The organism is Pseudomonas atagonensis, assembly GCF_011369485.1.
In the GTDB taxonomy this organism is placed as follows: domain Bacteria; phylum Pseudomonadota; class Gammaproteobacteria; order Pseudomonadales; family Pseudomonadaceae; genus Aquipseudomonas; species Aquipseudomonas atagonensis.
The window spans coordinates 1-24563 of record NZ_VXCA01000049.1; the positions used below are offsets into that span (position 1 = coordinate 1).

A 24563-nucleotide genomic window follows, 5' to 3' on the forward strand; every position below is an offset into this window, starting at 1 on the left:
ACCGCTCTTGATCTTGATCCCGGAGCGAAGGAACCCGAGCCTTAGCGAGGGCCGTACGTCAGGGCAAAAGACCTTTGGTTACTTTGGGGCGTTTGCCAAAGTGACCCGCCGTAAGGGCGGAACCCTAAGCAGCCGTTACCGCAGCAACGGATATGCCCCCAAAACCCAAATCAATCAGAGCGACGCAAACCACTGCGATACATAAAAACCAAAGCCAACCCCAGGCAAACCATCGCCAACACCCGAGAAAACGAAAGCTCAATCGCCGGATTCCCCAACCAGCCAAAATTATCAATCAGCATCCCCATCCCCAGCTGCCCGACAATCACCGCCACCGTCGCCACAGCCGTCCCCACCACAGGCACCGCCCCAACCATCACCATCATGTAAACCACCCCAAAAAGCGCCCCGGTAAGCTGCCACTTGGGCACGTCCAAAAGACTCACCGCCTGCGCCGGCTCAAAAAACAAAATCAACAACCCGGTCGAAACCGCACCCACCACAAACGTCAGCAAACTGCTGCGCAACACCCCGACCGTCTCACCGAGGCGCCCATTGATCGCCGCCTGCACACTCAACACCGCACCGGCCAGCACCACCACTGCCAACAAAATAACCAGACTCATCTCATCAACCCCGCGCAATCAAAACAAGTGCCACCACAATCAACCCCAACGCCAGCCAGCGCTCGGCATTGACCTTCTTGCGCGTCGCGCCGAACCAGCCGAAATGGTCGATCAACACACTCTTGCCAACCTGACCGGAAAGAATCGCGATCATCGTCATCGCAATGCCGATATGCGGCGTCGCCAACGTCAGCACCACCACATACATCGGCCCCAGAAATCCGCCAATCAACTGCCAGCGCGGCAGATCGGTCAGTGCCGGGCCTTTCTGCGGCCCTGCAAACAACAGCAGCAAAAACAGAATCGCCGACCCGACGCCGAAGATGCTCAAGGTCGCCCACAGATGTCCGACCTGCGCGCCCAACGGCCCGAGCAACCCCGCCTCCACCGACAAACCCATGCCTGCCAGAATCACCAGCGGCAACAGCAACAAACGCAACCCCGGTTTGACCGCCGGCGCGCTCACACTCACTTCATCCAACGTCTGCATCACAAATACCCAAGCCAATAAACGATGGCGCGAATTATGGGTTGGCGCCGCTGTGCGATAAATGGGAGCATCCGGACAACACTTTTGCGTAACTCGCACAGCAGGATGATCCATGCACGGGCTCAATGAACTGGGATTCAAGGCACTCAGGCTGTTTGTGGCGGTGCTCGACCACGGCAGTTTTTCCGAAGTCGCCCGCCGCGAAGGTGTAGCGCCCTCGTCGATCTCCCGGCAGATCCAGTTGATGGAGCAGGCGCTGAACCAGCAATTGCTCTACCGCCACACCCGCGCCGTGACTCCGACCGAAGCCGGGCGCATGCTCGGTCACCATGCGCGACTGGTGCTGGTGCAACTTGAAGAGGCCGAACAGGCGTTGCAGGAACAGCAAAGCGAACCCACGGGACTGGTGCGCATCAACGCCCCGGTAGTCTTCGGCCAGCGGCACCTGACGCCATGGCTCGGTCGCTTGTGCGAGCGTTATCCGAAGCTGCAACTGGATATTCAGCAGACCGACCACTACGTCGATCCGCTGCAGGAAGGCGCCGACCTGCTGTTCCGCATCGGCCCGCTGCACGACTCGAGCATGCAGGCACGGATTCTTGCGCCGCACCGCTTTCAGGTCGCCGCCAGCCCGGCGTACCTGCAACGCCACGGCACACCGCAGCATCCCGAAGATCTCGCCCGGCATCAATGCCTGGCCTACAAAGGCGCGACCGGCCAGCAGCGCTGGTTTTTCCGCCAGGGTCAGGAGGACTGGACGCCGTACTCGGTCAGAGGCCCGATCACCGGCAACCACGCCGACACCCTCACCCAAGCCGCCGAACAAGGCCTGGGGCTGGTGATGTTTCCGTCGTGGCTGATCGGCGAAGCAGTGCGCGAAGGCACGCTGGTGCCGGTGCTGGGGGATTATCAGGTGTCGAACAGTCTGGAGCCGCAGCAGATTGCCGTGCTGTGGCCGGGGAGCCGGCGGTTGTCGGTGAAAGTGCGGACGGTGATTGATTTCTTTATCGAATGCTTTGGCGAAGTGCCGTATTGGGACAGACCCTGAACTCGCCAAAGTCAAAAGCCAGCCCTCACCCTAGCCCTCTCCCGGAGGGAAAGGGAACCGATTGGGGGTATTGGAGAAATACGCCGACCTGAAAGATTTGCTTTGAATCCACAATCGGCTCGGTCGTTCAGGTCGGCGTTTAGCGCAAGACACTGCGGTCAGTCCCCTCTCCCTCCGGGAGAGGGCTAGGGTGAGGGGGCTTTCAGGGGTCAGATCCGGAACTGACCCACCAACTTGCCCAACCGCTGCCCCAACTCCGCCAGACTGCGCGAAGTCTGCGCCCCCAACTGTGTCTCATCCGCCACGCTGTCCACCGCCACCGCAATCTGATGCACGCTGCGGTTGATCTCTTCGGCCACCGCCGTCTGCTCTTCCGCCGCACTGGCGATCTGCGCGTTCATCGAGTTGATCGTCGCGATCAGCTCGGCCATCGTATCCAGTGATGCACCGGCCTGATTGGCCTGCGCTGAAGTGCCATCCCCCGCCTCGCTGGAACGGCGCATCGCCTCGACCGCCGACTGCGTGCCGGCCTGCAAGCGATCGATCATGCCCTGAATTTCCTGGGTGCTGATTTGCGTGCGACTGGCCAGCGCACGCACTTCATCGGCCACCACCGCAAATCCGCGCCCGGCTTCACCAGCCCGCGCCGCTTCGATCGCCGCGTTCAATGCCAGCAGATTGGTTTGCTCGGCAATCGAACGAATCACCCCGAGCACACCGACAATCGAGGTCACGTCCTGCTGCAGGCTGTCGAGTGACACACCGCTGTTGCGGATGTCATCGACCAGCGCATGAATCTGTTTGATGCTGCCGGCCACCACACGTTTGGCGCTCTGGCCTTCTTCATCGGTTTGTTGTGCCGCGACGGCAGCGTTCTGCGCGCTCTTGGCGACTTCCTGAGCGGCGGCGGACATTTCGTTGATTGCCGTGGCGACCTGATCGGTCTCGTGACGCTGACGTTCCATCGCCTGATCGGAGCGCTGAGCCTGATCCGATACCTGCGTGACCAGCCCGGTCAGTTGCGTGGTCATCTCGGTGATCTGCCGCACCAGGCCATGGATTTTGTCGACGAAGCGATTGAACGAGCCGGCCAGCTCGCCGAGTTCGTCCTGGCTGGTGATGTTCAGACGCCGCGTCAGATCGCCCTCGCCCGCCGCGATGTCGTCGAGGTTGGCTTTCATCAGGGTCAGCGGGCGCAGAATGGTATTGGCCAGCAGCATTCCCGCAGCCGCGATCACCAACAGCACCACCACCGCGACGCCGACGATGCTCAGCACCACGCCTTGCATGCGTTCCTGCACTTGCGCCTCGACCAGCGCAACTTGCGCTTCGATGCCGTCGAGATTCACCGACGTACCCACGGCCATGTCCCACTTTGCCAGGTATTCGGTGTAACCGAGTTTCGGCACCAGTACCTGGGCGTTGCCCGGCAGTGGAGAGCTGTATTGCAGGTAGTGAGTGCCATCCTTGGCCACGCTGACCAGACCGCGATTGACGTAGACGCCATTCGGATCGCGGTTGTCCTTGAAGCTTTTGCCCACGCCTTCGGGGTCGTTGGCCTTGAACAGGCGCACGGTCTCGGAGTCGTAGCCGAAGAAGTAGCCGTCCTTGCCGTAGCGAATGCCCGACAAAAGCTTGATCGCCTGCGCTCGCGCCTCGGCGTCACCGGGAGCGGCTGCGTCGTACAGCGGTTTGATGGTGGTCATCGCCACGGCGACGTAACTTTGCAGGGTGGCTTTGGCGTCGGCGAGCAGACGTTCGCGGGTCTGCTCAACCTCTTTGTGCGCCTGCTCCTGGAGGATGAACAGCGTCGTCAGGCTGATGACCAACGCAAAGAGCAACACCGGAAGGACGGCAAGGGACAGGACTTTAGCCTTGAGGCTCAGGCGCATGGGGGGCTCACTCTTTTGATTTTATTGGCGTGGTTAAAGGCTTTAACGGCACACGCAAGCAAAAGTTGAGTCTGGAGATGCCTCACATCCCAGTGGGAGCGGGCTTGCTCGCGAAGGCGGTGTATCAGAAACACAAATGTTGACTGACACGACGCCTTCGCGAGCAAGCCCGCTCCCACAGTTTGGGATTTGTGGTGGTCAGAGGATCATCGCGGCCACCCAGCCGAACGCCAGCAGCGGCAGGTTGTAGTGCAGGAACGTTGGCACCACGGTGTCCCAGATGTGGTGATGCTGGCCGTCGATGTTCAGGCCTGAGGTCGGCCCGAGGGTCGAATCCGAGGCTGGCGAACCGGCGTCACCCAGTGCGCCGGCCGTGCCGACGATGCAGACAATGGCCAAGGGGCTGAAACCCAGTTGCACGCACAGCGGCACGAAAATCGCTGCCAGAATCGGCACGGTGGAGAACGACGAACCGATGCCCATGGTCACCAGCAACCCTACCAGCAACATCAGCAAGGCACCGACACCCTTGCTGTGATTGATCCACGACGCCGACGACTCGACCAGGGTCTGCACTTCACCGGTGGCCTTCATCACTTCGGCAAAACCGGAGGCGGCGATCATGATGAAGCCGATCATCGCCATCATTTTCATGCCTTCGGTGAACAGGTCATCGGTCTCGCGCCACTTGACGATGCCGGACACCGAGAAAATCAGGAAGCCGGCCAGCGCACCGATAATCATCGAGTCCAGCAACAACTGAACGATGAACGCCGCTGCGATGGCCACGCCGGCGATCATCAAGCTCATCGGGTTGTATTGCACCGCGACCTGCTCGACCTGTTCGATCTTCGTCAGGTCGTACACACGCTTTTGGCGGTAACTGATGAACGCCATCGCCAGGCCGAACACCATGCCCAGCGCCGGAATGCCCATGGCGTGGGTGACATTGATGCCGCTGATGTCGACGCCGCTGCGTGCAACGTTGGCCAGCAGAATCTCATTGAGGAAGATGTTGCCGAAGCCCACCGGCAAAAACATGTACGGGGTGATCAGGCCGAAAGTCATGACGCAGGCAATCAAGCGGCGATCCAGTTGCAGCTTGGTCAGCACATATAGAAGAGGCGGCACCAGCAGCGGAATGAACGCAATGTGGATTGGCAGGATGTTCTGCGAGGCAATCGCCACCACCCACAACAGGCCGATCAGCAGCCATTTGACGCTGCCGCCACCGGTGCTGTGCTGCCGGTCGACCATCGCCAGAGCTTTATCGGCCAACGCATGGGCCAGGCCCGACTTGGCAATCGCCACGGCGAAAGCGCCGAGCAACGCGTAGGACAACGCCACCGTCGCGCCGCCGCCCAGCCCGCTGTTGAACGCCTTGAGCGTGGCGTCGATGCCCAGACCACCGGTCAGGCCGCCGACCAGCGCACCGACGATCAGAGCGATCACCACGTGCACGCGGGACAGGCTGAGGATCAGCATGACGCCGACTGCTGCAATCACTGCATTCATTTCACTACCTCAAAAACACTGCGATGGAAACATCACCGCCAGACAGGATGAGTCCGCCAACGATTCACCGGCGGATTTGCAAAGAGGGTCTTATTAGAAGGGCGCGCACTGTGCCGCAGAGTGGCGGCGGTGTCAAAACAACTGCCTGCTGCGCAATGGCTGAAATCTTTCTGTAGATAAGATATTCCCTGTGGCGAGGGGATTTATCCCCGTTGGGTGGCGAAGCCGCCCCATGCGATCGTTCAGGAAAAATCGTATTGGCAGGTTTTACGACTGCTTCGCAGCCGAACGGGGATAAATCCCCTCGCCACAAGATACACGAACGCAAAAAAGGGGATTCCAGCCACAACATGCGGCAATTGGTCATATTGTGTTTCAAGGATAAAGAAAGCCGAAACACGGCCGTTACATTGCAAAGTCTCAGATATTTATCGAATAAGGACGTCTCCATGTCGCTCAGACAACTTTCCATCCAATGGAAAATCACCCTGCTCGCCGGGCTGTGCCTGGCCGGTATCGTGACCCTGTTGGTGGGTCTTTCGCTGTACCGCATGGAGCACAGCTCCGAGCTGGTGAAGGCCTCCAGCATGGAGATGCTCACCGAATCGGCGCAGGCGCGCATCGAGTCTCAGGGCGAAGTGCAAGCCGCCGGCATTCGCCAGCAATTCATGGACGCCTATCAGTACGGCCACGGTTTCTCGCGTCAGGTGCTGTTCCTGCGTGAACAGGCCGAGAAGCGTTTCCTTGATGCCTTCGACCTGCGCGAAGACATGACCCGTCAGGTCAAATCGGCCCTGCAAGCCAACCCGGATCTGCTCGGTCTGTCGCTGGTGTTCGAAGCCAACGCACTGGACGGCAAGGACGAACTGTTCGCCGGGCAAGCCGAACTCGGCAGCAACGACAAGGGCCGCTTCGCCCTTTACTGGTCGCAGCCGACACCGGGCAAAGTCACCTCGATGGCGCTGCCGGAAAGCGACATGGCCGACACCAGCACCGGCCCTTCCGGCCAGGCAGCCAATGCGTGGTTCACTTGCCCGCGCGCCACCCTCAAACCGTGCGTGATCGAACCGTACTTTTATGTGATCGACGGCCAGAACGTGCTGATGACCAGCATCGTCTTCCCGCTCACGGTCAACGGCAAAGTCATCGCCTCGCTGTCGGTCGACATCAACCTCAACAGCCTGCAGGCGATCAGTCAGGGCGCGAGCAAAAAGCTCTATGACGGCCAGACCGCCGTGAGCATCATCAGCCCTGCCGGCCTGCTCGCCGGTCACAGCCCGGACGCCGGCAAACTCAGCCAGCGCCTCGACGCAGTGGACAAGGCCAGCGGCAGCGAATTGCTGCGTATGCTGGCCGCCAGCACCAGCGTCAGCAGCCTGCACACCAACGGTCAGTTGAAAGTGCTGTCGCCGTTCCAGCCAATCCCGGGCGGACCGGCGTGGGGCGTGTTGCTCGACGTACCGGAAAAAGTCCTGGTCAGCCGTGCCGAAGCCCTCAAGCAGCAACTGGACGCGAGCAACACGTCCGGCACGCTGATCGAACTGAGCCTCGGCGTACTCGCCGCGCTGATCGGCCTGTTGCTGGTGTGGCTGATGGCGCGCAGTGTGACCCGACCGATCCTCGGCGTGGCGCACATGCTCGAAGACATCGCTAGCGGTGAAGGTGATCTGACCCGCCGCCTGGCCTACGACAAAAAGGACGAACTCGGTCAGTTGGCCGGCTGGTTCAACAAGTTCCTCGACAAGCTGCAGCCGATCATTGCCGAGGTAAAACACTCGGTGCAGGACGCACGCAACACGGCCGACCAGTCTTCGGCCATTGCCACCCAGACCAGCGCCGGCATGGAACAGCAATACCGCCAGGTCGATCAGGTTGCCACTGCTTCCCACGAAATGAGCGCCACGGCGCAAGACGTCGCCCGCAGCGCCGCGCAGGCCGCCGAAGCCGCCAAGGATGCCGACCGCGCCACCCGCCAAGGCCTGACCGTGATCGACCGCACCACCGCGAGCATCGATACCCTCGCCGCCGACATGAGCGCGGCGATGATCCAGGTTGAAGGTCTGGCCGCCAACAGCGAGAAGATCGGCACCGTGCTGGAAACCATCCGCGCTATCGCCGAACAGACCAACTTGCTCGCGCTCAACGCCGCGATTGAAGCGGCGCGCGCCGGTGAAGCCGGACGCGGTTTTGCCGTGGTCGCCGACGAAGTGCGCAACCTCGCCCGCCGCACGCAAGAGTCGGTGGAAGAAACCCGTCAGGTGATTGAGCAACTGCAAACCGGCACGCAAGACGTGGTCGGTTCGATGGGTAATAGTCACCGTCAGGCGCAGGGCAGCGTCGAGCAGGTGGGTCAGGCCGTGACTGCGCTGCGCCAGATCGGCGACGCAGTGACGGTGATCAGTGACATGAACCTGCAGATCGCCAGCGCGGCGGAAGAACAGAGCGCGGTGGCCGAAGAGATCAACAACAACGTGGCGACGATCCGTGATGTGACAGAGTCGTTGTCCGGGCAGGCGAACGAATCGGCGCGGGTGAGCCAGTCGCTCAATAGCCTGGCGAATCAGCAGCAGAGTCTGATGGATCAGTTCCGGGTTTGATTCGCAGGTTGCGGGGTGTCAGTAGGATACCCCCCTCACCCCAACCCTCTCCCCCCAAGGGGGGCGAGGGGGAAAGGGAGCTGATTTGTGTTCTGTTCAAAACCTGAGTTCGTCTTGATAGTTCAGGTCGGTGTAATTCGAACAAACAACACCGTCAGTCCCCTCTCCCCCCGGGAGAGGGTTAGGGTGAGGGGTTTTTGATGGTTAGAACGCGCCCATGTAATCGCGCTTGCCCACTTCAACACCGTTATGACGCAGCAGCGCGTAAGTGGTGGTGACGTGGAAGAAGAATTGCGGCAGGCCGTAGGTCAGCAGGTAAGACTGGCCGCTGAAGCGCTTCTCTTTCGGCGTGCCCGGACGGGTGACGATTTCGATGCCTTCCTTGCCATTGATCTGCTCTGGCTTGATCTCGCCGATGAAGGCCAGAACCTTGGCGATCAGGGCTTGCAGCTCGGCGAAGGTGGTTTCGGTGTCGTCGTACTTCGGCAGTTCGACTTCAGCCAGACGTGCGGAAACGCCTTTGGCGAAGTCGACGGCGATCTGTACCTGACGCACCAGCGGGAACATGTCCGGGTACAGGCGCGCTTGCAGGAAAGCGTTCGGGTCGATGTTTTTCTCGGTGGCGTGGGCTTCAGCCTTCTTCAGCACATCGCTCATGGCGTTGAGCATTTGTTGAAAAACCGGGACGGATGCGGCGTACAGGGAAATGGTCATGGCAGTCTCGTGTGGTGGCTGGGTGGAACGTGGAGGCGATTATAGCCATGCTTGATGACCACACGGCTTGCCTTTTGTTTGGCAAGGATTAGGCTAGGCGCCTTCGACTGCAAAGGGAACGCGCGATGACCACCGAACAAGAATCCACCTTCGACGAGCCACGGCTCAACGCCACGGAAATCCGTATTCTGGGTTCGCTGATCGAGAAACAGGCGACCAGCCCGGAAACCTATCCGCTGACCCTCAACGCCCTGGTGCTGGCCTGCAATCAGAAAACCAGCCGTGAGCCGGTGATGAACCTGACGCAAGGTCAGGTCGGCCAGAGCCTGCGCGCCCTGGAAGGTCGCGGTTTTGCCAGACTGGTCATGGGCAGTCGCGCCGACCGCTGGGAGCACAAGGTCGACAAGGCGCTGGAATTGGTGCCGGCACAGGTGATTCTGAGTGGACTGATGTTTTTGCGCGGCCCGCAAACCGTCAATGAACTGTTGACCCGCAGCGGCCGCATGCACGATTTCGAGGATGCCGAGCAGGTCGTGCATCAGCTGGAACGCCTGATCGCGCGCGGCCTGGCGGTGCTGATTCCGCGTCAGGCCGGTCAGCGCGAGGATCGCTATACCCATGCGCTGGGCGATCCGGCGGACATTGAGGCGATTTTGTCGGCGCGGCAGAATCCTCAGGAGCGCGGTGCGAGTGGCGGCGTCTCGGTCGAACGCATTGAAGAGCTGGAGGCGAGGATTGCCGCGCTGGAAGAACGCCTGGCCCGCCTCGAGTAACCAACACGAATCCCATGTGAGAGCGGGCTTGCTCGCGAATGCAGTGGATCAGTCAAATCCGTTTTGAATGACCCACCGCCTCCGCGAGCAAGCCCGCTCCCACAGGGGGTTATTCATCAATTTTGGTATCTGCGTACTACTCGCCGTCCCAGTAATCCACCCCATCCGCCTGCCGCGCCACGGCAACGAAGCCTGACGCATTGCCCTCGGCATCGACCGTGAAGTTATCCATCACCGCGTATTTATTCGAATCCGGGTACTCACAAATCTCCGGTTGCTGCTGGGTACTCACCGCCAGGTAACGCAACTCGGCCTGGCTGGTATTGATGATCTGATGGGCCATTTCCGGGCCGCCCGGCGGGCAGGCGATGACGTCGCCTGCGCGAATCGGAAAACGCTCCGCGCCCAGACGTACCTCGCCCTCCCCGGCCACCACGTAAAACATTTCCTCATTGACCCGATGGCTGTGAAACGGACTGCCGCGCATGCCCGGCGGTAGCGCGTACAAACGATAACCGAGCTTCTGCGCACCGAGTTGCTGACCGACGCGGGCCATGCGCTGCTGGTAACGCCCGGCGGTTTCGCCTTCTGGCGCCAGGGCTTGCGGGAGCGGTTCGAGTTCGACCTGATGCAGGTTGAGGATGCGTGGATGCATGGCGGGCCTCGGTCACGTTTTTTTTGTGGGGCGCAAGTCTGTGCTTGCCGGGGAGGCAGTATAGGCGAACAGGATCTGACACCGCGTCGCGGCATTCGCGAGCAAGCCCGCTCCCACACAGGATCTCCAGTCAACACAGAATCCAGATATGGCCGAGATCACCTGTGGGAGCGGGCTTGCTCGCGAAGAGGCCAGCGCGACCTCCCCCATCAATCAGCTGCGGGCAAATGCCACCGCCGCCTGAAACTGCTCCTCGGTCGGCCGCACACCGGTGTACAACACAAACTGCTCCAGCGCCTGGATCGCAATCACTTCCAGCCCGGTAATCACCCGCTTGCCCTCCGCTCGGCCGCGCACGATCAACGGCGTTTCCGACGGAATTGCCACCACATCGAACACCGTCTCTGCCGCTTCGATCACTTCAGGCTCAAAGGACAACTGCCCCGCTTCCGGGCCACCGTCCATGCCCACCGGAGTCACGTTGATCAGCATCTGCGGCCGCTCTTCGCCCAGGTCAGCCTGCCAGCGGTAGCCCAGCGAGTCCGCAAGGGCGCGCCCGGCGCGTTCATTGCGGGCGACGATCAGACCATTTTTATAACCACCGTCGCGCAACGCGCTGGCCACCGCTTTGGCCATGCCGCCACTGCCGCGCAGGGCAAATGTCGAGTCCTTGGGTACCGCGTGGGTTTCGAGCAGTTGGGCGACGGCGATGTAATCGGTGTTGTAGGCCTTGAGATACCCCTGAGTGTTGACGATGGTGTTGATCGACTGAATCGCCGCCGCCGAGGCGTCCAGCTCATCGACCAGTGCAATGCAGGCTTCCTTGAACGGCATCGACACGCCGCAGCCGCGAATACCCAAGGCACGGATCCCGCCGACCGCGCCAGTCAGGTCCTGGCTGCTGAAGGCCTTGTAGTAGAAATTCAGGCCCAACTGCTCATACAAATGGTTATGAAAACGCAGACCGAAATTCCCCGGCCGCCCTGACAGGGACATGCACAGCTGAGTGTCTTTGTTCGGGTTCATCTGCATGAAACTTCTCCTTCAAACGCACTTTCGGATGGACGGGATTAGCCAGCCCATCGGGTTCTGAACGATCATAGAGGCCTGTTTACAGCGTGTTGAACGGCCATGAAACGGCCCGTTAAAGAAGCCGGTACAGACCTTACACAAAATTTACCCGGCGGCTGTGCTGAATTTCAGAATTTCGCTGTCATAGAAGTATCCCCGCGACAACTGTGGGCCTGGTGCAGGCCCAGCCGCCGGGTCGAAGAACCGAGGAACTATCATGATTCGTAAACTCCCTATCGTGGCCCTGCTGATCGGTGCATTTGCTGTCGCAGGGCAAGCAGAAGCCCATGGCGGCAACTACTGGCAAGGCCCGGCGGTGTTTGGCGCGATCGTCGGCTCGGCCATCATCGGCTCGGCGCTCATCAACCAGGATCGCCCGGTATACGTGCAGCAGGCACCGGTGTATGCGCAACCGGCCCCGGTTTACGTGCAACAGCCGCCACCACCGGTCTACTACCAGCCCGCGCCGGTGTACGTGCAACAACCGGTTTATGTGCAACCGGCTCCGGTGTATTACGGCCCGCCGCGTGGTTACTACGGTCGGCCACACTATTACGGCGGCCCACGCTGGTAATCGCAGACAAAGCCCCGCTTTTACAGCGGGGCTTTTTTATGACCGTCGGTCGGCCAGCGTCTGAAAAAATCGTCTCAATGTCGCTGTGAGGACAGTTTCAACCGCTAAAGTCGGCATGATTGAGTTGACCGTTATGTACTTTTCCACAAAACGGTCATTTTTTTGTCATGACGGAACTGCAATCTGAATCCGTCCGTAAACAACAGGTTGATAACAACAAGGACGACGACATGCCTACGCAAAACCCCCACCGCATAGTCGGCCTGTGCACCTCCAGCAAGGTGTACAGCGCGCTGACCGAGCTCAAGCATCTGGAAGGTCACCGCTGCGCCAAGTTTCTTTCGCTGCTGGCGGAGAATCTGGTGCACAAAGGCTTGCTCAACGAACGCGAAGTCATGCAGATGCTCGATCAAGTGGTCGATTGAACCCAGCCCTCACTGGCGTCAATGACCACTATCGAAAGCGTTGATTGTCCCTGAGAACAGCGATTCCCTAAGGTAGCCCCATCGTTTGATGGAGGTTCTTGTCATGGCTCAGGTTCAAATCATGTCTGTCATCGGCAGCGCCGTTCCGGCACCGCTCAGAGCGCTGGGATTGCTCGCCTGCTGGTATGTGGTGCGCGATGGCGAGGCGATCAGCGGCCCGCTGACCTCATTGCCGGCCGCCCAGGCGTTGTCGCAGCAAATGCTCGGCGCGCCGTTTCACGCCTAAGGCAGCTGGACTTTGGGCTTGGTCTCAATGAACAGCGCCCAGCTCGACATGAACAGCGCGGCAATCAACGGCCCGATGACAAAGCCGTTCAGGCCGAACACCGCCAGCCCGCCCAGCGTCGAGATCAGAATCATGTAGTCGGGCATGCGCGTGTCCTTGCCCACCAGAATCGGTCGCAGCACGTTATCCACCAGACCGATCACGAACACCCCGAACAGCCCCAGCACCACGCCTTGCCAGATCATCCCGCTGAGCAGGAAGTACACCGCCACCGGCGCCCAGACAATCCCCGCCCCCACCGCCGGCAACAGCGACAGAAACGCCATCAACACCGCCCACAGCAACGCGCTGGGGATATCGAGAAACCAGAAAATTGCCCCGCCCAGTGCCCCTTGGGTGATTGCCACCACCAGATTGCCTTTGACTGTCGCACGCACCACGCGGTTGAACTTCAGCTGCAAACGGCGCTTGTGATGCTCTTCCAGCGGCACCGCAATGCGCACCTTGCGCACCAGTTCGGCGCCGTCACGCAGAAAGAAAAACAGCAGGTAGAGCATGATGAAAAAACTCACCACGAACTCGAACGTGCCCTGACCGAAACTAAATGCCTGACTGGCCAGCACCTGGCTGCCCTGCATCGCCGTTTTGACGATTTTCTCGCGCACACCGTTGAGTTCGCCCATGCCGAAGCGGTCGAGCAAGTGCTGAAAATACTGCGGCAGGCTGTGTTTGAATTGCGCCAGGTACGCGGCGACGTCCAGCTTGCCGCTTTCGATGTTGCTGTAGAGCATCGCCCCTTCCTGTACCAGCAACACACTGAGAATGATCACCGGCAAAATCGCGATCACCAGACAGATGCTCAGGGTGCACAGTGACGTTACGTTGCGTTGCCAGCCGAATTTCATCTGCAGCCGGCGTTGCATCGGCGCAAACAGAATGCCGAGGATCACCGCCCAGAACACCGCACCGTAGAACGGCAACAGGATCCAGATGAAGGCCACCGTGACCAGCACCAACAGTACGGTGAGGGATTTGAATTGAAAACTCTTTACGTTCATGTCCGGTCCATGTCAGTCAGGCGTCATGCACGCCCCGGTTGTTAGTCCGCCGGGGCGTGCACGAGTGCCATCTTTATTCATGGAGCATAGTTGCGGATCGGCACCGGCTGTTTATCGAACCGGCAGCTTGACGATCTGCCCGGTGCTCAGCACGTCACCGAAGGTGTCTTCGATTTCCGCCAGCGCTGCCTTGTGCAGCGCGTCCTTATCGATGGAAGCACCGTTGGCGCGAGTGATTGCACGGGTTGCCGAGGCATCGGACGCGACGATCACGTTGTAGCCCAGCGGCGCGGCATCCCGTGCGGCGCCGGCGACACAGGCGTGGGTCATCAGGCCGGCGACGATCACTGTTTCAATCCCGGACTGCTTCAGGCGCTCATTCAGGTCGGAGCTGCCGAACACACTGACCGTGTTCTTTTGCAGCACCACGTCAGTGGCGCGTGGCTGCATATCCTTGTGAAACTTCACCGTCTCGCCATCGATGGCAAACACCGGCGAACCGGCCGGAGCGACGTGCTGAACGTGGAACACCGGAATCTTGTGGCTGTCGGCGAAAGCAATCAGCTCACGGGTTTTCGCCAGCGCCGCCGCGCCGTCCGGGATCGGCATCTTGCCGCTGAAGTATTCGTTCTGGAAATCGATCACCAGCAGTGCGGATTTGCCCGCCGGCAAATGATCGGTCGGCGTAGCGCCGGACATCGCCCGGATGGTCGGATGGCTGTCGGCCACGGCGGTGGTGCTGGCCAACACACCGGAAAATGCACAAGCAGCGAGGAGACGACGGGTAAAACGTTGCATGGGGCAATCCTTTTTGAGTGGAGTGGATGAGCCAAGATTAAGCAGGCCTGGCCTCCTCGAACACCGCGAAACCGGCACATGATCTGTGCTGCTTTTGCACAGACCCGCCCCACGCATCGAAACGTAGACACAGATCAATAAAACGCGCCGTCACTCGCATTACCCTGCCGCGCTTTTGTGATCGACGCCGCCATGACTCCTACGCCTGCCCTCACCGCCCCGGAACTGCTCGCCCCCGCCGGCACCCTGAAAAACATGCGTTACGCCTTCGCCTATGGCGCCGATGCGGTCTATGCCGGGCAACCGCGTTACAGCCTGCGAGTGCGCAACAACGAGTTCGATCACGCCAATCTCGCGCTCGGCATTCGTGAAGCGCAGGCGCAGGGCAAGCGCTTCTACGTGGTGGTCAACATCGCGCCGCACAACGCCAAACTGAAGACGTTCCTCAAAGACCTGGCGCCGGTGATCGAAATGGCGCCGGACGCACTGATCATGTCCGACCCAGGCCTGATCATGCTGGTGCGCCGGCACTTTCCGCAGATGCCGATTCACCTGTCGGTACAGGCCAACACGGTGAATTGGGCGAGCGTCGAGTTCTGGCAGCAACAGGGTTTGAGCCGGATCATCCTGTCGCGCGAACTGTCGCTGGAAGAGATCGGCGAAATCCGCGAACACGTGCCGGGCATGGAACTGGAAGTGTTCGTCCACGGCGCGTTGTGCATGGCCTATTCCGGTCGCTGCCTGCTGTCGGGATACATGAACAAGCGCGACGCCAATCAGGGCACATGCACCAATGCCTGTCGCTGGAAATATTCGGCGCAGGAGGCCACGGAAAATCAGCTCGGCGAAATCGTCCAGACCTTCCAGCCCGAGCCGACCCTGGGCCTCGGCGCGGCGACTGATCAGGTGTTTCTGTTGCAGGAAGCCAATCGCCCGGACGAATTGATGCCAGCCTTCGAGGACGAACACGGCACTTACATCATGAACGCCAAAGATTTACGCGCGGTCCAGCACGTCGAGCGACTCACGCGCATGGGCGTGCATTCGCTGAAGATCGAAGGCCGGACCAAATCGCACTTCTACTGCGCGCGCACTACTCAGGTCTATCGGCGGGCGATTGATGACGCGGTGGCCGGGCGCGAGTTTGATCGCAGCCTGATGAGCGATCTGGAGTCACTCGCACAACGCGGCTACACCGAAGGCTTTCTGCGTCGTCATGTGCACGACGAGTACCAGAATTATCAGAACGGCAGCTCAGTTTCGGAGCGCCAGCAGTTCGTTGGCGAACTGACCGGTGAACGACGGGAGCGTCTGGCCGAGGTCAAGGTGAAGAACCGCTTTGCGCTGGGCGATCACCTGGAACTGATGACGCCCAAGGGCAATTTCCACTTCGACCTGCACGAACTGCACAACCTCAAGGGTGAAGCGATTGAAGTCGCGCCGGGAGATGGTCATACGGTGTACGTGCCGATTCCGGATGCGGTGGATTTACGCTTCGGGTTGTTGATGCGGGATGTGAGCGGCGCCTGAGGGGGACTCCCGCCGCACTGCTCCCGGATTACCCCTGAGCCGAAAACCGGTCACGGCTGTTGGTCAGGTGCAGCCACATGGCTGCGCGCGCGGCGTCCGGATCCTGACGCTTGATCGCATTCAGGATCGCCTCGTGTTCAAGATTGGCCAGTTGCCCGAGCTTGCTCAGATCCACCGCGCCACGCTCAGCCGCATTGACCCGGGTTCGCGGAATCATCGCGCTGCCCAGGTGCTGCATGATTTCGCTGAAGCAGACGTTGCCGGTGGCTTCGGCGATCAGCAGGTGAAAGCGCCGGTCGGCCTCGACGCAACTGTCGTTATTGGCCAGCAAGCGCTGATAGTCATCCAGTGCCTGACGCATGTGCAGCAGTTGCTGCTCGCTGCGTCGTTGCGCGGCCAGCGCCGCCGCTTGTGTCTCCAGGCCCATGCGCAATTCAAGAATGCTGCGCACCCCCAGCGCCGTGTCGACGTTCAGGCGCAACCCCTGCTCCGGCGCGCGCTCGATCACGAACGTGCCGATGCCGTGCCGCGTCTCGACCAGACCTGAAGCCTGCAATTTGGAAATCGCCTCGCGCACCACCGTGCGACTGACACCGTATTCCTGAACGATGGCGTTTTCCGACGGCAACTTGTCACCGGGCAACATCTGCCCGAGCAGGATGCTCTGGGTGAGTTTTTCCACCAGGTCGTGGGCCAGGTTGTGCGCACGTTTGCGGGCGGGGGCGTCGAGGTCTTCTTGCATGGTCGGTTCCGGTGAGCGGGGCTTGCGGATCGTAGCACCGAGCGGGGGCTGACACGTTCGATTTTAGTCGTGAAAGAGCGATCAACTTGTATGACAACACTCAAACAACTTCATCAAACGATTGCTAAACCGTAGTGCGATACGGCTCAACGCCCTCACCTCGTTAAAAATCTCACACCCACAAACCCCAACATATACGGTTATTAAAATCGAAAAAAGCATAAAGAACACTGCCTTCAGAGAAAATTAATCAGCTCATCCCACTTGTAGGACAAAAAATCTCAGTTGTATGATGTCTATCAACAACGCAGCACCTAGCTTCGCCCCGCATAAAAATAATCAGTGGGAGAAAACCAAGTGAAAACCTCCGTCTCCGGAATGAACGACGGCGTTGATGCAACGCTGGCGTCCGCCATCTCGAAAGTGAAACGCCACGTCCTGCCGCTCTTCGTGATCATGTTCATCGTCAATTACATCGACCGGGTCAACATCGGTTTCGTGCGCACGCACATGGAACACGACCTCGGCATCGGTGCGGCCGCCTACGGCTTCGGCGCCGGGCTGTTCTTTATCGGATACGCACTGTTCGAAGTGCCGTCCAACCTGCTGTTGCAGAAAGTCGGCGCGCGCATCTGGCTGACCCGGATCATGCTCACCTGGGGCCTGGTCGCCGCCGGCATGGCCTTCATCCAGAACGAAACCCACTTCTACGTGCTGCGCTTCTTGCTCGGCGTGGCCGAGGCCGGGTTCTTTCCCGGAGTGATTTATTACTTCACTCGCTGGCTGCCCGGCGTCGAGCGCGGCAAGGCGATTGCGATCTTCCTCAGTGGCTCGGCCGTAGCCTCGCTGATATCCGGCCCATTGTCCGGCCTGCTCCTGCAAATCAACGGGCTGGGCATGCACGGCTGGCAATGGATGTACTTCATTGAGGGGATGTTTTCGGTGTGCCTGTGCGTATTCGTCTGGTTCTGGCTCGACGCCAAACCCCACGACGCGAAATGGCTGACCCGCGCTGAGCAGGATGCTCTGGTCAACGCCATCGACGACGAACAAAAGGCTCGCGAGGCCGCCACACCGATCCGCCCTTCGATGGGCAAACTGCTCAAGGATCGGCAGATCATCCTGTTCTGCCTGATCTACTTTTTCATTCAATTGACGATCTACGCCGCGACATTCTGGCTGCCGAGCATCATCAAGAAAATGGGCGAGATGAGCGACTTCCAGGTCGGCCTCTTCAACTCGATTCCGTGGCTGCTGTCGATCGTCGGCATGTACGCCTTTGCGTCGCTGTCCGCCAAGTGGAAACACCAGCAGGCGTGGGTGGCCACCGCGCTGTTGATTGCGGCGGCGGGGATGTTCATGTCCACCACCGGCGGGCCGGTCTTCGCCTTCGTCGCGATCTGCTTCGCAGCACTGGGTTTCAAATCCGCTTCGTCGTTGTTCTGGCCGATTCCCCAGGCGTATCTCGACGCACGAATCGCTGCCGCCGTGATCGCGCTGATCAACTCGGTGGGCAACCTCGGTGGCTTCGTTGCGCCCACCACGTTCGGCCTGCTCGAAGAACACACCGGCTCGATCCAGGGCGGTCTGTATGGATTGGCCGCCACGTCGATCATCGCCGCGATCATCGTCTTCGCTGCACGTACCACACCGAAACCCGCCGCTGAAATCGCCGTGGCCGATGCCGCGCCAAAACACGCCTGACTGCATTTTTAAAGACTGCGTATTCGAAGGATAAAAACCATGACCGCACACGACACTGCCAAAGCCCCGATCATCACCGACATGCAGGTCATTCCGGTGGCCGGCCACGACGGCATGCTGCTCAACCTGAGTGGCGCCCACGGGCCGTTTTTCACCCGCAACATCGTCATTCTCAAGGACAACGCCGGCCACACCGGCGTCGGTGAAGTGCCCGGTGGCGAACGCATTCGCCAGACGCTGGAAGACGCACGCAGCCTGGTGATCGGCAGCCCGATCGGCACGTATCAGAAGATCCTCAATCAGGTGCGCCAGACCTTCGCCGACCGCGATGCCGGCGGCCGTGGCCTGCAGACCTTCGACCTGCGCATCACCATTCACGCGGTCACGGGTCTTGAAGCCGCGCTACTGGATTTGCTCGGCCAGCACCTCGATGTACCGGTGGCGGCCTTGCTCGGCGAAGGTCAGCAGCGCGACGAAGTGAAGATGCTCGGTTATCTGTTTTATGTCGGCGATCAGCGCGAAACCACCCTCGCCTATCGCAGCGAACCGGACGCCGACAACGACTGGTTTCGCGTGCGCCACGAGAAAGCCATGAGCGCCGACGCGGTGGTGCGCCTCGCCGAAGCGGCGCATGCGAAATACGGTTTCAAGGACTTCAAACTCAAGGGCGGCGTGCTCAGCGGCGATGCTGAAATCGAAGCGGTGACGGCGCTGGCCGAACGCTTTCCCGAGGCGCGCATTACCCTCGATCCGAATGGCGCCTGGTCACTGAAAGAAGCCATTCGTTTGTGCCGCGATCAGCACCGCGTGCTGGCCTACGCCGAAGACCCGTGTGGCGCGGAAAACGGTTATTCCGGCCGCGAAGTGATGGCCGAGTTCCGCCGCGCCACCGGGCTGAAAACCGCCACCAACATGATCGCCACCGACTGGCGCGAGATGGGCCACGCGATCCAGTTGCAGTCAGTCGACATCCCTTTGGCTGACCCGCACTTCTGGACGATGCAGGGTTCGGTACGCGTGGCGCAGATGTGCCACGAGTGGGGGCTGACCTGGGGTTCGCACTCCAACAACCACTTCGATATTTCCCTGGCGATGTTCACCCACGTCGCGGCGGCGGCCCCGGGCGACATCACCGCCATCGACACCCACTGGATCTGGCAGGACGGCCAGCGCCTGACCAAGGCACCGCTGCAAATCGTCGACGGCTGCGTACAGGTCCCGCAGAAACCGGGGCTGGGCGTGGAGCTGGACATGGATCAGTTGGCCAAGGCCCATGAACTGTACAAAGGCATGGGACTGGGCGCGCGGGATGACAGCGTGGCGATGCAGTTTCTGATTCCTGGGTGGACGTTTGATAACAAGCGGCCGTGTCTGGTGCGCTGATCATCCATTAAATCCACCACTGTCCCTGTAGGGGGGTATTTATTTCAACCGGAGATGTGCAGCAGCCAGTCCTTGAACGCTGTCATCGCTGCGGTCTCCGGCCGCGACTGCAACCGCGTCAGCCAATAACTGCCGGTGGTGATTTCAATCGCAAACGGCTGGTAAATCGTTTCCGCCGCCAGTTGCCGGGCGAACATCAGCGGTGGCGCCAGTGCCACCCCGCCACCCTGCAACGCAACTTCCATCATCGCCAGCGAGGAATCAAAGACCATGCTCTGCGGCGGCGCGGCCTGCGTCGCCAGCCCGGCCGCATGGAACCACTCTGGCCACTCATCGGTGCGAAACGAGCGCAGCAGCGTCTGTTGCAACAGATCGCCCGGCGTGTGCAATTGCCGGGCGATCTCCGGCACGCACAGCACCGACAACGGCGCATCAAGCACGCGCGTCGCCTCGATGCCGTGCCACGCCCCGGCGCCAAAACGGATTGCATAATCCAGCCCTTCAGCGGCGACATCCACGCGGTTGTTGTGGGTTGAAAGGCGCAAATCTATGAGCGGATGTTTCGCCCGAAAGTCCGCCAGTCTCGGCATCAGCCACCCTACCGCGAACGTCCCGACCGCGCCGACGGTCAACATTTCACGGTATTGACCACCGGCGAGGCGTTCGAGAATCTGTGCGATGTGGTCGAAGGATGTGCTCAACACCGGCAACAGCGTTTCGCCCTCACCAGTCAGCATCAGCCCACGGGGCAAGCGTTTGAACAAGGTCACGTTAAGTTGCGCCTCGAGGCTTTTGACCTGATGGCTGACGGCAGCCTGGGTGACACACAGTTCCACGGCGGCGCGGGTGAAGCTCAAATGCCGCGCCGACGCCTCGAAGGCACGCAGCGCATTGAGCGGCAATTGTGGTCGAATCATGCCATGCCCCAAGTTTTTCTAATGGCTCATGCGAAATTTCGTCGTTTGTCGATTGCCACCGGACTGCCTAAATTAGCCGCGCTGATCAGCCGTCCCAGTGGGAAAATCGCCCGCAGTGTAGCGGGATAAAACAATCAACACTCATGGAGAGTGATTCATTCATGCCATCCATCCCTTCGAGCAAAGCCATTTCCTGCAGCGCTTTCGGCCTTTTCTTTGGCGCCACCGCTTGCCTGGCCGCCACACCCACCGACGCGCAACTGCAAGCGCTGGTCAACGAGGCGGTCAAACCGGTGATGCAGCAACAGAACATCCCCGGCTTGGCCGTAGCGCTGACCATCAACGGCCAGCCGCATTACTTTAACTACGGCGTAGCCGCCAGGGACACCGGGCAGAAAGTCAGCGAAAACATCCTGTTCGAAATCGGCTCAGTGAGCAAAACCTTCACCGCGACCCTCGCCGGTTACGCCCAGGCGACGGGCAAACTGGACCTGTCGACCAAGGCCAGCCAACTCTGGCCGGCGCTCAAAGGCAGCGTTTTCGACAACATCAGCGTGCTGCAACTGGGCACCTACAGCGCCGGTGGTTTGCCGCTGCAATTCCCTGACGAGGCAGATTCGGCAGACAAGATGCTCGGCTACTACCAGCAATGGAAACCGGCGTATCCGCCGGGCAGCCATCGTCTGTATTCCAATCCGAGCCTGGGCCTGTTCGGTTACCTGACGGCGAAAAGCCTCGGCCAGCCATTTGCTCAGGCGATGACAGAAACCCTGTTGCCGCAGCTGGGCCTCAAGCACACCTTTATTCAAGTACCCGCTTCCGAAGAGAACCTCTACGCCAAGGGGTACGACAAGAACGACCAACCCGTGCGAGTCAGCCCCGGCGCTCTGGACGCCGAAGCCTATGGCATCAAGACCAGCGCAGCGGACTTGCTGCGCTACGTCGAGGCGAACCTGAAACCGGCCAGTCTGCAACAACCGCTGCAAAACGCCGTCGCCGCCACCCATACCGGTTACTACCGCGTTGGCGACATGACCCAAGGCCTGGGCTGGGAGCGTTATGCCTACCCGATCAGCCTGAGCCAATTGCAAGCCGGCAACTCGACGCCGATGGCGATGGAGGCGCACAAGGTCAAATGGCTGAACCCACCGCAGTCGGAACCAGCGAATGTGCTGTACAACAAAACCGGCGCGACCGGTGGTTTTGGCGCGTACGTGGCGTTTGTGCCGTCGAAGGATCTGGGCATCGTGATCCTGGCCAACAAGAATTACCCGAATGCGGAACGGGTGAAGATTGCGCATGAGATTTTCAGCGCACTGAAGGATTGATCCAAAGCTGTGGCAAAGTTTGGGGCAAACAGCATGCAAAAAAATGGGCGACCTCAAGGTCGCCCATTTTCGTTTCAGTCGTTATAGCCACGCCTGTAGCTTTCATTTGTCCCTGGGTCGCAGGGGGGTAAGTCAGACATTTCGACAGGCACATGTTGCAACTACTTTTGATGAGCGACTGAATTTGTTGTATCTACACTGCACCGAATCAATCCGTGGCCGGGGATGACATAATGCGCGGCAAAGCATGCAAATCGACTGACCGCCAAAGGGCGATGTAATGGACATTTTCAGTTTCAAGCTTAAAGACATTGGACGATTTGCTGATTTATACATTCGGTTAGCACCAATGCCTCAGCATCCCTCAAACGTCACTGTATTTGTAGGGAACAACGGTGCTGGAAAAACTACCCTTCTAAAATCACTTGCCACATCGCTTAGTTGGTTAGTGGCCAGAATCCGCACCGAAAAGGGTAATGGAAGCCATATCGCAGCTGAGGACATTCGGAACGGCGCGTCGAGAGCATTGATTCTGCTGGCTGTCGTAGATGAAACAGTGGCAACTACAATCCCTCCTGAAATTGACCCTGAAGAAGTATTGTTTAATTGGGGGGTGGCCCGCGCTAGGCAGGGACGGAAGTCGTCGGTTCAAAGCACCCTAACTGAAACCACTCGCCTCGCAGACCACTACCGCAGTCTATTGACCGAAAACGACAAAGCTTCCCTCCCCTTGATCGCCTACTACCCGGTCGAACGCTCCGTCCTCGAAATCCCGCTGAAAATCCGCACCAAACACACCTTCGACCAACTCGACGGCTACGACAACTCGCTCAACCGAGGCGTCGATTTCCGCCGTTTCTTCGAGTGGTTCCGCGAGCGCGAAGACAGCGAAAACGAGACCGGCATTTCCGACACCGCTCTGGCCGAAATCTCCGAGAAGTTCGGCACCGACAGCGACGTCTGGAAAACCCTGGCCAATCTGAAAGCCTCTTCCCGCGACCGCCAGCTGACCGCCGTGCGCTCGGCCATCGCCGCCTTCATGCCCGGCTTCAGCAACCTGCGCGTCCAGCGCAAACCGCGCCTGCACATGGCCATCGACAAGGACGGCGTCACGCTCAACGTCGCCCAACTCTCCCATGGCGAGAAGTCGATGATGGCGCTGGTCGGCGACATTGCGCGTCGACTGGCAATGATGAACCAGTCGCTGGACAACCCGCTGCACGGCGACGGCATCGTGCTGATCGACGAGGTCGATCTTCACCTGCACCCACGATGGCAGCGCAGCCTGATCCGACAGTTGAGTGAAACCTTCCCCAACTGCCAGTTCGTCCTGACCACCCATTCGCCGCTGGTAATCAGTGATGCCAAAGACGTGCTGGTTTATGTGCTCAATGACGGTGAAATCCACGAACATAACGGCCTTTATGGGCTGGACGCCAATCAGGTGCTGCTGGAAGTCATGGACACTGACATCCGCAACAGCGAAGTACAAAAGCGTCTGAACCGCTTGCTGGAGCGCCTGCAGGACGGCGATCTGGAGGAAGCCAAAAAACTGTTTGCCGAACTGGCTGACGAACTGCCGGATGGCCATATCGAACTGGCCAAAGCCGCGCTGCTGTTGCGCAAGCTGGAGTTACGTCGTGCGTAAGATCACAAAAGGAATTGAACCTGCGTTACTCACTCAATGGAAGCGCGCCAACAAGACTTCAACCTACAAGGATTTACCCGCCGAAGAGCGGCAATCGGTACGTGCCGCCTGCATCACCGAACAGTTGGGGCTGTGCGCTTATTGCTGCCAGTCCATCAACGTTAAAGCGGCACATAACGAACACGTTGCCGCGCAGGATCGCTTCCCGGCACGTACTCTGGACTTCACCAATATCGTCGCCAGTTGCGAAGGCCCGAAACATTGCGGGCATCAACGCAAAACCCGGCTTCTGAACCTGACACCGTTCATGAGTGAATGCGAGACCGAACTCAAGTTCCAGATATCGGGACTGGTGGTGGGCAAAACCCGACGCGCCGAAGAAACCATTGAAGCGCTGAATCTGGGTCACACCGAGGAGAGTAATCGCGGCCTCATCGAAAAACGCAAACGAATGGTGGATGACCTGATTTTCACCAAAGGCATGAAACCCACCGAACTGTTTCTCGAAGACGAAGAGCTTCTGGGCCTGCTTCTGGAGGAACTGGACAAGCCTGAGGACGGCCAGTTGCAGCCCTTCTCACCGGTATTGGTCAATGTCATTCGCCAATACCTGGTTACCCCCTGAAAAGATGACGGCACCGCACGTTCATTGCTGACGGCTCCGGCCACTTCGCGAGCAGCCCTGCGTCTACAGGGTTGTTTGCAGAGCCGCCCAATCTTGCATCCCCCCACAAACCAAGTAGCATCGCGCTCTTTTTTCGCAGCCCTTGGCCACGCATCCGATCTGCC

Annotated in this window: 23 protein-coding genes and 2 pseudogenes; 13 read left to right on the plus strand and 12 right to left on the minus strand. The window is 59.8% G+C overall.

The window, feature by feature from the left end:
- Positions 1-170 precede the first annotated feature (170 nt).
- Both F2P67_RS26780 and F2P67_RS26785 read right to left on the minus strand, forming a co-directional pair.
- On the minus strand, positions 171-626 hold the full coding sequence (locus F2P67_RS26780) for a DMT family transporter (protein ID WP_166226067.1): 456 nt from the start codon (positions 624-626) through the stop codon (positions 171-173).
- 4 nt (positions 627-630) lie between these two features.
- Positions 631-1116 carry a DMT family transporter gene (locus F2P67_RS26785; protein WP_166226070.1) on the minus strand — a complete coding sequence of 162 codons (486 nt, stop codon included), beginning with the start codon at positions 1114-1116 and terminating at the stop codon, positions 631-633.
- 112 nt (positions 1117-1228) lie between these two features.
- Here F2P67_RS26785 and F2P67_RS26790 point away from each other — a divergent pair, with 112 nt between their 5' ends.
- Complete coding sequence (locus F2P67_RS26790) at positions 1229-2164, plus strand: LysR family transcriptional regulator (protein ID WP_166226073.1); 936 nt, start codon at positions 1229-1231, stop codon at positions 2162-2164.
- A 209-nt stretch (positions 2165-2373) separates the two neighbouring features.
- Here the strand turns inward: F2P67_RS26790 and F2P67_RS28150 are convergent, their stop codons facing one another.
- The 3 genes and pseudogenes from F2P67_RS28150 to F2P67_RS26800 all read right to left on the minus strand — a co-directional run bounded on the left by F2P67_RS28150 (position 2374) and on the right by F2P67_RS26800 (position 5571).
- Entirely contained in the window at positions 2374-3195 is an 822-nt protein-coding gene (locus F2P67_RS28150) for a methyl-accepting chemotaxis protein (RefSeq protein ID WP_425511031.1), read from the minus strand.
- A 36-nt stretch (positions 3196-3231) separates the two neighbouring features.
- A pseudogene (locus F2P67_RS28155) lies at positions 3232-4056 on the minus strand (cache domain-containing protein); the annotation flags it as partial.
- Positions 4057-4254: 198 nt separating this feature from the next.
- Positions 4255-5571: a Na+/H+ antiporter family protein gene (locus F2P67_RS26800; protein WP_166226079.1), complete on the minus strand. Its 1317-nt coding sequence runs from the start codon at positions 5569-5571 to the stop codon at positions 4255-4257.
- A gap of 1592 nt (positions 5572-7163) precedes the next feature.
- Between F2P67_RS26800 and F2P67_RS28160 the strand changes: the two are divergent.
- A pseudogene (locus F2P67_RS28160) lies at positions 7164-7310 on the plus strand (HAMP domain-containing protein); the annotation flags it as partial.
- A gap of 102 nt (positions 7311-7412) precedes the next feature.
- Complete coding sequence (locus F2P67_RS28165; protein WP_425511032.1) at positions 7413-8168, plus strand: methyl-accepting chemotaxis protein; 756 nt, start codon at positions 7413-7415, stop codon at positions 8166-8168.
- A gap of 204 nt (positions 8169-8372) precedes the next feature.
- On the opposite strand, the gene F2P67_RS26810 is transcribed toward F2P67_RS28165, so the two are convergent.
- Entirely contained in the window at positions 8373-8882 is a 510-nt protein-coding gene (locus F2P67_RS26810) for a DUF1993 domain-containing protein (RefSeq protein ID WP_166226085.1), read from the minus strand.
- 125 nt (positions 8883-9007) lie between these two features.
- On the opposite strand from F2P67_RS26810, the gene F2P67_RS26815 reads away from it, so the two are divergent.
- Positions 9008-9655 carry a YceH family protein gene (locus F2P67_RS26815; RefSeq protein ID WP_166226088.1) on the plus strand — a complete coding sequence of 216 codons (648 nt, stop codon included), beginning with the start codon at positions 9008-9010 and terminating at the stop codon, positions 9653-9655.
- A 136-nt stretch (positions 9656-9791) separates the two neighbouring features.
- Here F2P67_RS26815 and F2P67_RS26820 read toward each other — a convergent pair whose 3' ends face one another.
- Both F2P67_RS26820 and F2P67_RS26825 read right to left on the minus strand, forming a co-directional pair.
- Positions 9792-10310: a cupin domain-containing protein gene (locus tag F2P67_RS26820; RefSeq protein WP_166226091.1), complete on the minus strand. Its 519-nt coding sequence runs from the start codon at positions 10308-10310 to the stop codon at positions 9792-9794.
- Between the two features lie 213 nt (positions 10311-10523).
- Positions 10524-11342 (minus strand): shikimate 5-dehydrogenase, encoded by an 819-nt coding sequence (locus F2P67_RS26825; protein WP_166226094.1) that lies wholly within the window; start codon positions 11340-11342, stop codon positions 10524-10526.
- A 256-nt stretch (positions 11343-11598) separates the two neighbouring features.
- Here F2P67_RS26825 and F2P67_RS26830 point away from each other — a divergent pair, with 256 nt between their 5' ends.
- The 3 genes from F2P67_RS26830 to F2P67_RS26840 all read left to right on the plus strand — a co-directional run bounded on the left by F2P67_RS26830 (position 11599) and on the right by F2P67_RS26840 (position 12666).
- Positions 11599-11955: a hypothetical protein gene (locus tag F2P67_RS26830; RefSeq protein WP_166226097.1), complete on the plus strand. Its 357-nt coding sequence runs from the start codon at positions 11599-11601 to the stop codon at positions 11953-11955.
- Positions 11956-12185: 230 nt separating this feature from the next.
- Positions 12186-12380: a hypothetical protein gene (locus F2P67_RS26835; RefSeq protein WP_115147320.1), complete on the plus strand. Its 195-nt coding sequence runs from the start codon at positions 12186-12188 to the stop codon at positions 12378-12380.
- Between the two features lie 103 nt (positions 12381-12483).
- Entirely contained in the window at positions 12484-12666 is a 183-nt protein-coding gene (locus tag F2P67_RS26840) for a hypothetical protein (RefSeq protein WP_166226100.1), read from the plus strand.
- Here the strand turns inward: F2P67_RS26840 and F2P67_RS26845 are convergent.
- Positions 12663-13724 carry an AI-2E family transporter gene (locus F2P67_RS26845; protein WP_166226103.1) on the minus strand — a complete coding sequence of 354 codons (1062 nt, stop codon included), beginning with the start codon at positions 13722-13724 and terminating at the stop codon, positions 12663-12665. The genes F2P67_RS26840 and F2P67_RS26845 overlap by 4 nt on opposite strands.
- A 111-nt stretch (positions 13725-13835) precedes the next feature.
- The gene (locus F2P67_RS26850; protein WP_166226106.1) at positions 13836-14522 is read right to left on the minus strand and encodes a cysteine hydrolase family protein; all 687 of its coding nucleotides are present in this window, start codon (positions 14520-14522) and stop codon (positions 13836-13838) included.
- 192 nt (positions 14523-14714) lie between these two features.
- Between F2P67_RS26850 and trhP the strand changes: the two genes are divergently transcribed.
- Positions 14715-16052 (plus strand): prephenate-dependent tRNA uridine(34) hydroxylase TrhP, encoded by a 1338-nt coding sequence (trhP, locus tag F2P67_RS26855; RefSeq protein ID WP_166226109.1) that lies wholly within the window; start codon positions 14715-14717, stop codon positions 16050-16052.
- 28 nt (positions 16053-16080) lie between these two features.
- Here trhP and F2P67_RS26860 read toward each other — a convergent pair whose 3' ends face one another.
- Positions 16081-16794 (minus strand): FadR/GntR family transcriptional regulator, encoded by a 714-nt coding sequence (locus F2P67_RS26860; protein ID WP_166226112.1) that lies wholly within the window; start codon positions 16792-16794, stop codon positions 16081-16083.
- 357 nt (positions 16795-17151) lie between these two features.
- Here F2P67_RS26860 and F2P67_RS26865 point away from each other — a divergent pair, with 357 nt between their 5' ends.
- Entirely contained in the window at positions 17152-18498 is a 1347-nt protein-coding gene (locus F2P67_RS26865; RefSeq protein WP_166226115.1) for an MFS transporter, read from the plus strand.
- A 39-nt stretch (positions 18499-18537) separates the two neighbouring features.
- Positions 18538-19881, plus strand: a complete 1344-nt coding sequence (gene gudD / locus F2P67_RS26870; protein WP_166226119.1) for a glucarate dehydratase — start codon at positions 18538-18540, stop codon at positions 19879-19881.
- A 44-nt stretch (positions 19882-19925) separates the two neighbouring features.
- On the opposite strand, the gene F2P67_RS26875 is transcribed toward gudD, so the two are convergent.
- The gene (locus F2P67_RS26875; protein ID WP_166226122.1) at positions 19926-20798 is read right to left on the minus strand and encodes a LysR family transcriptional regulator; all 873 of its coding nucleotides are present in this window, start codon (positions 20796-20798) and stop codon (positions 19926-19928) included.
- Positions 20799-20959: 161 nt separating this feature from the next.
- On the opposite strand from F2P67_RS26875, the gene ampC reads away from it, so the two are divergent.
- The 3 genes from ampC to F2P67_RS26890 all read left to right on the plus strand — a co-directional run bounded on the left by ampC (position 20960) and on the right by F2P67_RS26890 (position 24399).
- A complete protein-coding gene (gene ampC / locus F2P67_RS26880; protein WP_166226125.1) occupies positions 20960-22126 on the plus strand; it encodes a class C beta-lactamase in 1167 nt (388 codons plus the stop codon).
- A gap of 280 nt (positions 22127-22406) precedes the next feature.
- The gene (locus F2P67_RS26885) at positions 22407-23774 is read left to right on the plus strand and encodes an AAA family ATPase (RefSeq protein WP_166226128.1); all 1368 of its coding nucleotides are present in this window, start codon (positions 22407-22409) and stop codon (positions 23772-23774) included.
- Positions 23767-24399 (plus strand): HNH endonuclease family protein, encoded by a 633-nt coding sequence (locus tag F2P67_RS26890; RefSeq protein ID WP_166226131.1) that lies wholly within the window; start codon positions 23767-23769, stop codon positions 24397-24399. The genes F2P67_RS26885 and F2P67_RS26890 overlap by 8 nt, the downstream gene beginning before the upstream one ends.
- Positions 24400-24563: the final 164 nt, after the last annotated feature.

Coding starts and splice junctions, on each gene's coding strand:
- F2P67_RS26785 (WP_166226070.1), bottom strand. CDS start 1,116: ATGCAGACGTTGGATGAAGTGAGTGTGAGCGCGCCGGCGGTCAAACCG.
- trhP (WP_166226109.1), top strand. CDS start 14,715: ATGACTCCTACGCCTGCCCTCACCGCCCCGGAACTGCTCGCCCCCGCC.
- F2P67_RS26830 (WP_166226097.1), top strand. CDS start 11,599: ATGATTCGTAAACTCCCTATCGTGGCCCTGCTGATCGGTGCATTTGCT.
- F2P67_RS26860 (WP_166226112.1), bottom strand. CDS start 16,794: ATGCAAGAAGACCTCGACGCCCCCGCCCGCAAACGTGCGCACAACCTG.
- F2P67_RS26885 (WP_166226128.1), top strand. CDS start 22,407: ATGGACATTTTCAGTTTCAAGCTTAAAGACATTGGACGATTTGCTGAT.
- F2P67_RS26790 (WP_166226073.1), top strand. CDS start 1,229: ATGCACGGGCTCAATGAACTGGGATTCAAGGCACTCAGGCTGTTTGTG.
- F2P67_RS26845 (WP_166226103.1), bottom strand. CDS start 13,724: ATGAACGTAAAGAGTTTTCAATTCAAATCCCTCACCGTACTGTTGGTG.
- F2P67_RS28165 (WP_425511032.1), top strand. CDS start 7,413: ATGGAACAGCAATACCGCCAGGTCGATCAGGTTGCCACTGCTTCCCAC.
- ampC (WP_166226125.1), top strand. CDS start 20,960: ATGCCATCCATCCCTTCGAGCAAAGCCATTTCCTGCAGCGCTTTCGGC.
- gudD (WP_166226119.1), top strand. CDS start 18,538: ATGACCGCACACGACACTGCCAAAGCCCCGATCATCACCGACATGCAG.
- F2P67_RS26835 (WP_115147320.1), top strand. CDS start 12,186: ATGCCTACGCAAAACCCCCACCGCATAGTCGGCCTGTGCACCTCCAGC.
- F2P67_RS26810 (WP_166226085.1), bottom strand. CDS start 8,882: ATGACCATTTCCCTGTACGCCGCATCCGTCCCGGTTTTTCAACAAATG.
- F2P67_RS26850 (WP_166226106.1), bottom strand. CDS start 14,522: ATGCAACGTTTTACCCGTCGTCTCCTCGCTGCTTGTGCATTTTCCGGT.
- F2P67_RS26820 (WP_166226091.1), bottom strand. CDS start 10,310: ATGCATCCACGCATCCTCAACCTGCATCAGGTCGAACTCGAACCGCTC.
- F2P67_RS26815 (WP_166226088.1), top strand. CDS start 9,008: ATGACCACCGAACAAGAATCCACCTTCGACGAGCCACGGCTCAACGCC.
- F2P67_RS26875 (WP_166226122.1), bottom strand. CDS start 20,798: ATGATTCGACCACAATTGCCGCTCAATGCGCTGCGTGCCTTCGAGGCG.
- F2P67_RS26825 (WP_166226094.1), bottom strand. CDS start 11,342: ATGCAGATGAACCCGAACAAAGACACTCAGCTGTGCATGTCCCTGTCA.
- F2P67_RS28150 (WP_425511031.1), bottom strand. CDS start 3,195: ATGACCACGCAACTGACCGGGCTGGTCACGCAGGTATCGGATCAGGCT.
- F2P67_RS26800 (WP_166226079.1), bottom strand. CDS start 5,571: ATGAATGCAGTGATTGCAGCAGTCGGCGTCATGCTGATCCTCAGCCTG.
- F2P67_RS26780 (WP_166226067.1), bottom strand. CDS start 626: ATGAGTCTGGTTATTTTGTTGGCAGTGGTGGTGCTGGCCGGTGCGGTG.
- F2P67_RS26840 (WP_166226100.1), top strand. CDS start 12,484: ATGGCTCAGGTTCAAATCATGTCTGTCATCGGCAGCGCCGTTCCGGCA.